We start from the raw sequence: 12170 nt of genomic DNA, 5'->3' as shown, positions 1-12170 counted from the left end.
ACAATAATTGAATGAAACAACTTTTAAATTTTATTCCTCTTGTATTCTTTTTTGTATTTCTAACCAAGTATGATATTTTTGTTGGCGTTCAAGCATTAATGATTGCTGCTACCTTGTGTTTTCTTCTTGTTCTAGTTTTATATAGAAAATTAGATAAAGTAGAACTAATTTCTTATCTGATGGTTATGGTTTTTGGTGGATTCACACTCTATATGCGTGATCCCAATATTATTAAATGGAAAGTAACTATTATTAATTTCTTATTTGCCTCAGCCCTATTAGTTAGCCAATTTTTTTTCAAAAAAAACCTACTTCAAACAATGTTAGGTAAAGAAATACAACTAGAGACCAACATATGGAATAAATTAAATTTATTATGGATCTTCTTTTTTATATTATGTGGCACCATTAGTTTAGGTGCGACCTATTACATGACAGATGATTTCTTTTGGATATTTAAAGTATTTATTTTACCTGGTGCATCCTTACTATTATCGTTGATATCAGGTATCTATATCTATAAAAATATGAATAAAGATACCGAAAATAAATAAATTGTACATACGGAGTAATTTAGCATGACACAAAATATAGCCCCTAAAGGTCAATTAGTACTTAGAACGCTAGCAATGCCTGCTGACACTAATCCGCATGGTCACATTTTTGGTGGATGGATAATGTCTCAAATGGATCTCGCTGGAGGTATTTTATCAAAAGAAATAGCCAGAAATCGAGTTGTAACCGTTAATGCTAGTAGTATTACATTTTACAAGCCCGCAATGGTAGGAGATGTTGTTTGTTGTTATGCTCATTGCATCAAAACTGGAAAAACCTCTATCACAATTGGTATTGAAGTTTGGGTTAAAAAAGTCATAGATACATCGGATTCAACACAACGGTTTTGCATAACAGATGCCGTATTCACATATGTTTCAGTAGATAAACATAATAATCCAAAACCATTACCTGAAGTATTTCAAAATTATGATTGTACTAAAGATCCAATAACCAAGTTAAACCTAACTGATAGCTAATTAAATATGCAATTTACCTCATTTCATGCATTAATTAGTACTTTGATCTTCCTTATTTATTGGTTGATCATTGTTTCAACAACTTTACGGATTGTCTTTAAGCGAAGACCGACAACTTATGTTATTGCATGGATGCTGGTTATTTATATTTTACCGCTTGTCGGTGTGATTCTTTATTTTTCACTGGGCGAAGCTCACTTAGGTCAGCAACGAGTTAAACGCGCACAAAAAATGCGCCCGACTATTTCCAAGTTTATTAACCAACTAAGTGACTTTCCTGACATATTCACCAACAAAGTCAGCCAAGTCAGCAAACCGATTTTTCAACTTTGTAAACATCAAACTGGTCTTGATGGAATTAATGGCAATCATATTGAGTTACTGAGTGAAACAAACATAATTTTTAACCGTTTAATTGATGATATAAATCATGCGACATCAAATATCGAAATGGTATTTTATATATGGAATGAAGGTGGTCGTGCTGATGATGTCGAGCAAGCACTTATTCAAGCAACTAAACGAGGTGTAACTTGCCGATTAATGGTTGATTCTGCTGGTAGCAGACATTTTATTAAAAGTAATGCTAGTAAAAGAATGCGTGCTGCAGGCATCATCATTGTCGAAGCCTTACAAGTAAATTTACTTCGATTTATGTTTAGGCGATTAGACTTACGTCAACACCGCAAAGTAGCTATTATCGATAACTATATATCTTATACTGGTAGTATGAATATTGTCGATCCGCTTTTCTTTAAACAAAATAAACATGTTGGCAAATGGGTTGATATCATGGTCAGAATGAATGGTCCCGTTACAACCCTTATGGGTGCCTTATATGCCAGTGATTGGGAATTAGAAACTGGCAAATATTTATCACTACCGAAAATTACTGATTTCGCTGAACCACCTGAAGATAATAAACACATTATGCAATTAATCGCATCGGGTCCAGGTTATATGGAAAACATGATCCACCAAGTATTATTAACAGCAATTTATTCGGCACAAGAACAAATTATTTTCACTACACCTTATTTAGTACCAAGTGATGATATTTTACATGCTGTATGCACAGCTGCACAGCGAGGTGTTGAAGTCATTATCATCATTCCCAAAAATAATGACTCACTAATGGTTAAATGGGCAAGTCGAGCATTCTTTTCTGAATTATTAAACGGCGGAGTAAAACTCTATCAATTCAATGATAATTTGCTACATACCAAAAGTGTTTTAATTGACAATCAATTAAGTCTTGTCGGTACTGTCAATTTAGATATGCGCAGTTTGTGGCTTAATTTTGAAATTACAACTGTGATTGATGATGCAGAGTTCGCTAAATCTTTATCAAATCTTTTACAAAAATATTTATCTAATTCAGATGAAATAAACACCAAAGAGTGGAATCAACGCCCTATTTGGCAACGCATTGTCGAGCGGCTTTTTTACTTTTTCGCACCTTTGTTGTAATTATTAACCTATTTTAAACTTATTATGATTACTAACTACTAATAACCATTTTGAGAAACATCAGGCAAAAACTGATTATCCTTTAATCGATAAACATCACTATCAATAGAACCATCAATCTTAAGTGTGATTTCCCGCCAACCTGGTGCATCGTCGCTTGATAATTGAAAATCGTAACATTCAGGTTTAAATTGAAAACAAGTGGAAGGAGTTGAAAATGCCTTACAATTATGCCAAACATAATCTTGTTTTTGATGAATATGTCCCCACCCAATTCCTTTTACATTGGGATGTTTTTGAATAATTTTCTCTAACTGGTCACTATTTTTTAAAATATGATGATCTAACCAATAGCAACCAGAATTAACTGGATGGTGGTGTAAAAAAACTAATGCATTTCTATTAGGATGTTCAGTTAAAACATTATGTAAAAACTTAAGTTCAGATCCAGACAAAAAACCGTAAGCCTGACCAACAACTTGGCTATTCAATAAAATAATTAGCCATTTATCTCCCAACAAAACTACCTTATTATCAACAAGTTGATAATTTGCAAACACATCTTGCATATACGAATAATTATCATGATTGCCAGCCAACCACACACAAGGGGTGTCAAACTTAATTATTTGTTCTGCAAAACGCGCATAAGCTTTTTTAGAGCCATCTTGTACAAAATCACCCGTTGCTACAATTAAATCAAACTTCTTATTACTACGTTCAACTTCATTTATAACCGCTAGAAAACTTGCATTAGAATTAACACCAAGCAATGAAGCATTGTCATCAGCGAAAAGATGAGTATCAGTTATATGTAATATTTTACCGTAATTTTTATTACAGATTGGAAGTTTTAGAAATGACTCCAAAATTCACCCCAATTGTCTATTAATCTATAATCATGGTTAATAATGTCAACAACACAATAGACATTGTGACTGAAAAAACAATTTATTATAAATCCTAGCATTCTATTAAAGTGTAAAATAGTTCTCACATTTATGAAAGAAATAATTAAAAATGATGCCTAAAAAGTTATTTCCACTCTTTTCTTAAGAGCTCATGATTAAGTTCTAGCCACTGAAGCGCAATAATTGATGCAGCATTGTTAATCACTCCATCTTTAACCCATTGATAAGCTTGAGTTCGACTTACTACATGAACTTTAATATCTTCACTTTCTTCGTCAAGACCATGAATGCCTTCAGCGGTTGATGAGTCAACTTCACCCACCAAAATGTGCAATTGTTCAGTTAAACCTCCAGGAGATGCTAAATAACTGATGATGGGTTTACATCGACCAATAACAACTCCCGCCTCTTCCATTGCTTCACGTCTTGCTACTTCTTCAAATGATTCATTCTCATGATCCATCATACCTGCAATAAGTTCTAGTATCCAAGGACTATCTTGGGTTTCAATCGCAGCAATCCGGATTTGCTCAATTAGCACAACTTCATCACGTTTTACATCATATGCTAAAAGTACAACCGCATGCCCACGTTCTAAAATTTCACGAGTTACAATCTCACTAATTGAACCATCAAATTTTCGATATTGAAAACGATATTCAAGCAAAGAAAAAAAACCTTTATACAAGATTCGTTTTGTTAAATTAAACACATCATTTTTGTCAAAATTTACCAAACTGTCTTTAATTTTCATAAAAGCTCCCGAATTTAAACTGAATTTGAATAAAAAGTGCGAATGACACACAAACAATACTTACTATATACTAATTATCTGTTAAAATTACGCTATTAAAAATACTACTATATTTTAATGATTTTTAAAGAGAAGATTGATGAAAAAAACCTTAACCTTTTTAATTGGCTTAGCGTTAAGCCAATCTGTCTTTGCTGAAAATTTGATACAAGTTTATGAACAAGCAAAAGAAACTAACCCAGATCTACGTAGTTCATTAGCTGAAAAAAATAAAGCATACGCAGCAATTTCAGGTTCTCGAGCAAGTTTACTACCACAAGTTGGTTTAAGTGCTTCCTACGGTGTTACTCATGGTCGACGTGATACAAGTGGTGTAAAATCTAAAAATGGCAACTTATACCAAGTCGCAGTATCTCAAAGCATTTTTAATTTCTCAAATTGGAAAGCCTTAGATATTACTAAAAAACAAGCAAGTATTGCTGATATTGCCTATCAATACCAAGGTCAAACATTAATCTTAAATACTTCTGTCGCTTATTTTAATGTATTAAAAGCACTTGATGCATTAAGCTTTATTGATGCACAGAAAAAAGCAATTGGCCGTCAGTTAGAACAAACTCGTCAACAACATCAAGTTGGTTTAGTAGCAATTACCGATGTACAAAACGCTCAAGCCAATTATGACTTAACTGTTGCACAACAAGTTAATGCATTAAATGATCTAAATAATGCCATTGAAGCACTGCGCCAAGTAAGTGGTCGTTTTTATTCAAGTTTAGCAAGTGTCAATACCAATACATTTAAAACAGAATCACCAGCACAAATCAGCGCACTGTTAAAACAATCTGAAAAATCTAATCTTAATTTATTAACAATGAGGTTAAATCAAGACATAGCGCGTGAACAAATCAAACTCTCACAGGCCGGACATTTACCTACAGCAAGTTTAGATGCATCAACTAATTTGAATAAAACTGATAGATACGGTAATAGCGTAGGGACTGGCGCTCATGGTAAATCTTATTCAGGGAATAACTATGTTGGCGTCAGTGTAAACCTACCTATCTTTTCAGGTGGTGCAACAATGTCTAAAGTTGAGCAAGCACAACAAAATTACGTGAGTTTTAGCGAAAAATTAGAAAGTACCAATCGAGGTGTAATTAATCAAGTTCGCTCATCATACAATAATATTTCATCATCAATAAGTGCCATCAAAGCTTATCAACAAGCGGTAGTTTCTGCACAAAGTTCATTAGAAGCAACCAATTCTGGTTATCAAGTAGGAACAAGAACAATTGTCGACGTATTAACTGCAACAACTCAACTATACAGTTCTAAACGAAATTTATCAGATGCAAAATATAACTATTTAACCAGTTTACTACAATTAAAATATGCAGTAGGAACCTTAACTGCCAACGATTTAGTTTATTTAAACAATATGTTAGGTAAAGAAGTGAGCACTTTAGTGACGATAAAATAACTATTGGTTCTTTTATGACAACTGTTAAAAAAGGCGAGCAAATCGCCTTTTTTATTATGTATAAAAAACACACCTATTACGATATTGCATTCAACACAAATTCAATAAATGCTTTTAATTTTGGTGGTTGCTGACGATCAGCAGTATAAAGCATATTAAGCGGCTTGGCAGGTGGTAAAAATTTTTGTAATATGGGAAATAATTTTTTCTGCTTAATTGGCTCTTGTAACATAGATTCTGGCAACATTGTGATACCTAATCCTTCAATCGCAGCTATCACTAACGCTGAAGTCTGATTACTTTGAAATGTCCCTGATATAGGAATATTAACTATTTCACCATTAATCATAAACGGCCAAACATGATCTTTTTTATTCTGATTCACATATTGGTAAATCAAGCATTGATGCTTTTTCAAATCATCAGGTATTAATGGAACACCATATTGCGCTAAATAATCTGGTGAGGCAGCAAAAATAAGTTGATGAGGATTAAGTTTACGAGCAATAAGCCCTGAATCACTCAAATCACCAATCCGAAAAGCAATATCAAAACCGTCCTTAATTAAATCGACATAACGATCACTTAACTGTATATCGACACTAATTTGGGGATAACACTTCATAAAACTACTAATTAATGGCACTAAAGTAAAATTACCAAAAGTAAATGGTGCACTAATTCTAAGCGTACCACTAGGTTTATCTAAAAACTGTTGCGCAAGCATAGAAGTGGCTTCAACTTCACCTAAAATACTCACACAGCGCTCATAATACTGCTTACCAAATTCGGTAAGATTTTGGAGCGTGTTGTTCGATTAAGTAACTTTAACCCTAATTGAGTTTCTAAAAAAAGAATATATTTCGCAACCATTTGCGGAGAGGTATTTAATGAGATAGATGCCGATGCAAATGAACCTGTCTTCACAGTCAATACAAAAGCCTTCATACTTCTAAAAAGATCCATATTACCAATCTCCAGTTGTTAATAAAACAATTTTAAAGCCATTTACTATCTTTTATTTTATAAATATTATAACGCAAATCAAGTAAACAAATAAAAACAGAGTAAATATATGAAAAAAATCGGCATTATAGGGGCAGGATTTGTAAGTCAAGCCTACACAACATTATTTATGCGCGCAGGTTATCAAGTTATGTTAAGTAATTCTAGAGATAAAAAGACGTTATTTAGCGTAGCCACACGCTTAAACTGCCAAATTGGGAGCCAAGAAGAAGCCATTAAATTTGGTGATATAATTCTCGTTGCTATTCCTTTTATCAATTATACACAATTACCAGCAGAGCTACTCAGCGGAAAAATAGTACTTGATGCCACTAACTATTATCCTGCCCGCGATGGTCATTTAGGACAATTAGATAATCATGAAACAACAACCAGCGAGTTAGTCGCTAAACATCTTGATAAATCTAGAGTAGTTAAAGTTTTTAATGCGATTCTCGCAAAAGATGTTATTAAAGATGCAAAACCCAATGATAAATCAGATAGGAGAGCAATTCCTATAGCTGGAGATGACTTAGCTGCCAAACAAATTATTTTCACTCTACTAGAAAGTAGAGGCTATGATTATGTTGATGTAGGCACTTTATCAAACAGTTGGCGGTTTGAACGTGCAAAGCCTGCATATTGCATACCTTTAAGCCGTCAACGATTGAATGATGCTTTAGCTCAAGCCTCTAAAGAAGTTGAAGTACCACATAATTCATGGCAAACAAATAACCAATAAAAAAATATAAAAGACCAAAATGAGTCCACCTCCCAGTAGAATAAAGTTATATTTATCATATATTTAATAATTTGAATAGTTTTAATTAAATACAGATATTTGAAATATTAGAGGAAATAAAAATGACCAATACACATAAAAAATATACCGTCATAACCGGCGCAAGTTCAGGCATAGGTTATGCAACAGCTATTGCTTTTGCAAAACGAAATAAAAACCTTATTGTTATTGCAAGAAGACAAGAAAATTTGGCACTTTTACAACAAGAAATTGCAAAAATTTCCCCAGCATTAGAAGTAATTATAAAACTTTGTGATTTATCACAACCAACCAACGCTTATTCCCTTTTTAATGATTTAGACAGCTATTTTATTGAAACATGGATTAATAATGCCGGTTTTGGTCATTACGGCAGTGTTAGCGATCAAGATTTAGGAAAAATCGAATCAATGCTTCATTTAAATATTGAAACCCTAACGATTTTTTCAACACTGTATGTACGTAAATATCAAAATGAACCCGAAACACAACTAATAAACATCTCCTCCCGAGGCGGGTATACTCTCGTTCCTAATGCGGTAACTTATTGCGCAACAAAATTCTATGTCAATGCTTTTACTGAAGGGCTAGCACAGGAATTAAAGCAAGCTAACGCACAATTAACCGCAAAGGTATTGGCTCCCGCTGCAACAAAAACGGAATTTGGTGAAAAAGCCAATAATGTTAGTGAATACAACTACGATGCAACTTTTACAAAGTACCATACAGCAAAGCAAATGGCCGAATTTTTACTGGCTTTATACGATAGCAACAAAATTATTGGTGAGATTAATACTAAAGATTTCTCTTTTTCACTAAAAGACAGCATATTTCATTATTCAGGAAATCCGTCAGAAAATCAAAAGTAAGAAAATAATGAATTTACAAGTAATGTTAAACCAAACAGTAAAATATGAATTTTAACAAAATTGAGCTTTGGCAGTCGTTATTTTGATTGCCAAATTTCAGGATAAAAAGAAAAATATAGCATATTGATTTAAAGTGAAACTTTATTTACTTCGATCAAAAAATGGCGTTTAAATGAAATTGGGCGCCAGATATGAAATAGGTTTCTAAGTGTAAACGGAAAGGTTTTTATAGGCTTTTTAAAAAGTTTAAGCAACCAACCATCAGTCCCCTCAACGACATAAATTCAAAACTTGAATGGCAACACATTTATAATAAAAAAAACAGCCCCAAAAAAACTAACGCTACAATTATTTATCAAATAAGCAAATTTTATACTGAAACGCATAGTTTCCTGAAACATCTTAACAAGTATATTAACTTGTTAAGATGCAGTTTTTATAATAAGGATATCAATTACGAAATTCGCATTCCTGGTTTAGCACCACTATCTGGTGATAGTAGGTACACACCTTCATCATCACCTTTACCACTCGCACAAAGCACCATACCTTCAGAAACACCAAAGCGCATTTTACGAGGAGCTAAGTTAGCAATCATAATAGTTAAACGCCCAATTAACACCTCTGGGTCAGGATAAAACTGCTTGATACCTGAAAACACATTACGGGTTTCGTCACCAATATCAAGCGTTAATTGAAGTAATTTATCGGATCCTTCAACAAAGCAAGCATGTTTAATTAAAGCAACGCGCATATCGACTTTAGCAAAATCATCAAAATTAATCGTGTCAGCAATAGGCTCTGCAACTTTAGGTTTTGCCGGTTGGGCTAATGCAGCTTGTTGTTTTGTTTCTTCAATCATGTTTGTAATTTTATCCATATCAATACGATTAAATAAAGCTTTAAACTGATTAATTTTATGACTTGTTAAAGCATTATCAATTTCATTCCATTCTAATTTGCTATTTAAAAATGCTTCTGTACGTTCAGCCAATGAAGGCACAATGGGTTTTAAATAGGTCATTAAGATGCGGAATAAGTGAATACCCATTGAGCAAATATCTTGCAATGTTTGATCTTGCCCTTCTTGTTTAGCAACCACCCAAGGTGCCTTTTCGTCAATATAACGGTTAGCTTCGTCAGCAAGTGCCATAATTTCACGAATTGCCTTGCCTGATTCGCGTTGTTCAAAGTAGTCAGCAATCACTTCTGCTTTTTTAACAAACAAGGAATACAGTTCAGGCTCTGCCACTTTATCTGATAATTTGCCGTCAAAGCGTTTATAAATAAAACCAGCCGAACGCGAAGCAATATTAACAACTTTATTAACTAAATCACTATTTACACGTTGAACAAAGTCTTCTAAATTTAAGTCAATATCATCAATGTGTGACGACAATTTAGCCGCATAATAATAACGCAAACAATCAGGATCTAAATGTTTTAGATAGGTACTTGCTTGAATAAAAGTACCGCGTGATTTAGACATTTTTGCACCATCAACAGTCACATAACCATGTACAAAAATATTGGAAGGCTTGCGATATTCGCTACCTTCAAGCATTGCTGGCCAAAATAAGCTGTGGAAATAAACAATATCTTTACCAATGAAGTGATACAGTTCTGTATTTGAATTTTTGTCCCAAAACTCATCAAAAATTGGTTTATTTTGTTTATTACAATAATTTAAGAAAGATCCCATATAACCAATTGGCGCATCTAACCAGACATAAAAATATTTACCTGGCGCATCGGGGATCTCAAATCCAAAATAAGGTGCATCACGGCTAATATCCCACGGTTGTAAGCCTGATTCGAACCATTCTTGCATTTTATTAGCAACTTGATCTTGTAATGTTCCTGAGCGAATCCACTCTTGTAACATATTTGAAAAAGCTGGTAGATCAAAAAAGAAATGTTCAGACTCTTTTAAAATCGGCGTAGCGCCCGAAACCACAGACTTAGGGTCAATTAAATCAATAGGATTATAAGTAGCACTACACACTTCACAGTTATCACCATACTGATCAGGCGCTTTACAACGTGGGCAAGTGCCTTTTACAAAGCGATCAGGTAAAAACATCTGTTTTTCAGGATCGAATAGCTGTGAAATAACTTTAGTTTTAATATAACCATTCGCTTTCAAGCGCTTATAAATTTGCTCTGATATCTCACGATTTTCTGGGCTATGGGTTGAATGGTAATTATCATAACTAATATTAAAGCCAGAAAAATCACGTAGATGTTCGGTTTTGACTTCACTAATCATCTGCTCTGGAGTAATTCCCAATTGCTGAGCCTTTAGCATAATTGGCGTGCCATGGGCATCGTCAGCACAAATAAAATAGATCTCATTACCACGCATACGTTGATAGCGTACCCATACATCAGCTTGAATGTGTTCTAGCATATGACCTAAGTGAATTGCACCATTGGCATAAGGAAGTGCACAAGTCACCAATATTTTGCGTTGAGTTGTCATGTTGATTTATTACCCTTTTTTACATAATGGCAGAAATAGTACATCAATCGTGGGATTATCGCTAGATTTATGCCATAATTTGATAAAATTTATATACTCAATTCATATTTCAAACAGAAAATAATCATTTTTATGAGGGTAAACCAATTTACTGTTTACCGCCTTATTATTTAAGGTATTTTACGCTTTTAATACAAGGTAATTGGAAATAAAACGAGTATAAATACTGAGGCATAAAGAGATAACCATAATGAACACTGAAGTAAAAAAAATTCTTGAAAATTTTATTCATTCAACTCTACAAAAAAATTTACTTGAACTCGGGGCAATAAAAAAATGCGAAATAGTTAATCACCACTTAACTATAAATTTAACAATGCCTTTCGCTTGGCAATCTACTTTTGAAGAATTGAAAAAAATAACCACTCCAAAATTGCTTAAACTTAACAGCGTTAATGAAGTTGACTGGCATATTGAATATAAAATTGCTACTTTAAAACGTGCTAATAACCAAAATGCCATTAATAATATAAAAAACATTATCGCAATAAGCTCAGGAAAAGGCGGTGTGGGTAAATCATCAACAGCGGTCAATCTTGCGCTAGCTTTACAAAAACAAGGCGCTAAAGTGGGGATCTTAGATGCAGATATTTATGGTCCCTCGATCCCAACCATGCTAGGTACAGAAAACCAGCAACCCTTAACACCCGATAATAAACATATGACACCAATCATGGCATATGGGCTTGCTAGTAATTCCATTGGTTATTTAGTTGATCCTAATGGTGCCATGGTATGGCGTGGACCTATGGCAAGTAAAGCACTATTACAGATTTTACAAGATACGCTTTGGCCAGAACTCGACTATCTTGTCATTGATATGCCTCCAGGCACAGGGGATATCCAATTAACCCTAGCGCAAAACATTCCAGTTACTGCTGCTGTGATTATCACAACTCCTCAAGATATTGCTTTAATCGATGCAAAAAAAGGTATTACCATGTTTAATAAAGTAAACATACCAACACTAGGAATTATTGAAAACATGAGTTACCACATTTGCGAACATTGTGGACATCATGAGGCCATCTTTGGTGAAGGTGGTGCTAAACATTTAGCTGAGCAATATCAAACCAAATTGCTAGGGCAAATTCCACTTCAAAAGATGTTACGCCAAGATCTTGATACAGGAAAGCCCACGGTCATTAACCACCCTGATAACGAATTTAGCCAACTTTATTATCAAATTGCAGGAAGTATTGCTAGTGAGTTATATTGGCAAGGTGAAGCGATTTTGCCTGATATTGCTTTTAAGACATTGTAACTTAAAAATCCAGCTATTGGCTGTAAAAACAGCCAATACTAGGGGCTGTTGATCTTT

Annotated in this window: 12 protein-coding genes; 7 read left to right on the top strand and 5 right to left on the bottom strand. The window is 33.8% G+C overall.

The features are described 5' to 3' along the window. Positions 1-11: 11 nt before the first annotated feature. From B9N71_RS04410 to cls, 3 genes are read left to right on the top strand one after another with little or no spacing between them, the layout of a single operon-like run. On the top strand, positions 12-554 hold the full coding sequence (locus B9N71_RS04410; RefSeq protein WP_085164387.1) for an inner membrane-spanning protein YciB: 543 nt from the start codon (positions 12-14) through the stop codon (positions 552-554). A gap of 24 nt (positions 555-578) precedes the next feature. Then, on the top strand, positions 579-1034 hold the full coding sequence (gene yciA, locus B9N71_RS04405; protein ID WP_065560601.1) for an acyl-CoA thioester hydrolase YciA: 456 nt from the start codon (positions 579-581) through the stop codon (positions 1032-1034). Positions 1035-1040: 6 nt separating this feature from the next. Further along, entirely contained in the window at positions 1041-2504 is a 1464-nt protein-coding gene (gene cls / locus B9N71_RS04400; RefSeq protein ID WP_085164386.1) for a cardiolipin synthase, read from the top strand. A 38-nt stretch (positions 2505-2542) separates the two neighbouring features. Here the strand turns inward: cls and cpdA are convergent, their stop codons facing one another. Next, positions 2543-3373 (bottom strand): 3',5'-cyclic-AMP phosphodiesterase, encoded by an 831-nt coding sequence (cpdA, locus tag B9N71_RS04395; protein ID WP_167370053.1) that lies wholly within the window; start codon positions 3371-3373, stop codon positions 2543-2545. 166 nt (positions 3374-3539) lie between these two features. Then, complete coding sequence (gene nudF, locus B9N71_RS04390; protein WP_085164382.1) at positions 3540-4169, bottom strand: ADP-ribose diphosphatase; 630 nt, start codon at positions 4167-4169, stop codon at positions 3540-3542. A 139-nt stretch (positions 4170-4308) separates the two neighbouring features. Between nudF and tolC the strand changes: the two genes are divergently transcribed. Continuing rightward, the gene (gene tolC, locus B9N71_RS04385) at positions 4309-5652 is read left to right on the top strand and encodes an outer membrane channel protein TolC (RefSeq protein ID WP_085164380.1); all 1344 of its coding nucleotides are present in this window, start codon (positions 4309-4311) and stop codon (positions 5650-5652) included. Between the two features lie 76 nt (positions 5653-5728). Here tolC and B9N71_RS04380 read toward each other — a convergent pair whose 3' ends face one another. After that, positions 5729-6412: a LysR substrate-binding domain-containing protein gene (locus B9N71_RS04380; RefSeq protein ID WP_085164378.1), complete on the bottom strand. Its 684-nt coding sequence runs from the start codon at positions 6410-6412 to the stop codon at positions 5729-5731. Further along, the gene (locus B9N71_RS13485) at positions 6409-6600 is read right to left on the bottom strand and encodes a helix-turn-helix domain-containing protein (protein WP_370738299.1); all 192 of its coding nucleotides are present in this window, start codon (positions 6598-6600) and stop codon (positions 6409-6411) included. Before B9N71_RS13485 ends, B9N71_RS04380 begins: the two co-directional genes overlap by 4 nt. A gap of 127 nt (positions 6601-6727) precedes the next feature. On the opposite strand from B9N71_RS13485, the gene B9N71_RS04370 reads away from it, so the two are divergent. Both B9N71_RS04370 and B9N71_RS04365 read left to right on the top strand, forming a co-directional pair. Continuing rightward, complete coding sequence (locus B9N71_RS04370; RefSeq protein WP_085164374.1) at positions 6728-7399, top strand: NADPH-dependent F420 reductase; 672 nt, start codon at positions 6728-6730, stop codon at positions 7397-7399. 122 nt (positions 7400-7521) lie between these two features. Beyond that, entirely contained in the window at positions 7522-8307 is a 786-nt protein-coding gene (locus B9N71_RS04365; RefSeq protein WP_085164372.1) for an SDR family NAD(P)-dependent oxidoreductase, read from the top strand. Positions 8308-8761: 454 nt separating this feature from the next. On the opposite strand, the gene metG is transcribed toward B9N71_RS04365, so the two are convergent. After that, complete coding sequence (gene metG, locus B9N71_RS04360) at positions 8762-10789, bottom strand: methionine--tRNA ligase (protein ID WP_085164370.1); 2028 nt, start codon at positions 10787-10789, stop codon at positions 8762-8764. A 250-nt stretch (positions 10790-11039) separates the two neighbouring features. Between metG and apbC the strand changes: the two genes are divergently transcribed. Beyond that, positions 11040-12113 (top strand): iron-sulfur cluster carrier protein ApbC, encoded by a 1074-nt coding sequence (apbC, locus tag B9N71_RS04355; protein WP_085164368.1) that lies wholly within the window; start codon positions 11040-11042, stop codon positions 12111-12113. The last annotated feature ends 57 nt before the right edge of the window (positions 12114-12170 follow it).

Origin of the sequence: Gilliamella bombi, from assembly GCF_900103255.1 — a bacterium.
Taxonomy (GTDB): Bacteria; Pseudomonadota; Gammaproteobacteria; order Enterobacterales; family Orbaceae; genus Gilliamella; species Gilliamella bombi.
Note: the sequence above shows the minus strand (reverse complement) of the source record. Positions and strands in the feature narration are given on the sequence as shown.